The organism is Pseudomonas sp. PH1b (genome assembly GCF_000633395.1).
GTDB lineage: Bacteria > Pseudomonadota > Gammaproteobacteria > Pseudomonadales > Pseudomonadaceae > Aquipseudomonas.
Genome location: NZ_AYMU01000074.1, coordinates 1 through 412 on the forward strand (window position 1 = coordinate 1; position 412 = coordinate 412).

1 protein-coding gene is annotated in these 412 nt (G+C 65.3%); it reads left to right on the top strand.

All coding sequences use genetic code 11. The features are described 5' to 3' along the window. Positions 1-412, top strand: a 412-nt coding sequence (locus U873_RS0134030; RefSeq protein ID WP_029978901.1) for a ShlB/FhaC/HecB family hemolysin secretion/activation protein, incomplete at both ends; no start/stop codon positions are given.

Consider the following 412-nt stretch of genomic DNA (forward strand, 5'->3'; position numbering starts at 1 on the left):
GCGCCTGGAGCGGGTGATCCATCGCGATGCCCTGAGCAAAACCTCGCTGAACAGCGGCCTGAGCTACCTGCGCACCAACAACTACATCGAAGACAGCAAGCTCAGCAACAGCAGCAACCGCCTCAGCGAGGCGCAGTTGGGCATCAATCACGGCCGGCGCCTGGGCAGCGGCTTTCTCAACCTCGACCTGGGGCTGCAGGACGGCATCGGCGCCTTCGATGCCCAGCGCCAGCATGAGCGCGACCGTTTCGGCAATCGCCAGGCCAACGCCCGCTACCGCAAGTACAGCGCCACCGCCAGCTACCTGCAGCCGTTCAAGCTGTGGGACGAATCCCTGGTGTTCAGCAGCCTGGTCACCGGCCAGCGCAGCGAGGACCTGCTGTTCAGCTCGCAGCGCATGAGCCTGGGCAGC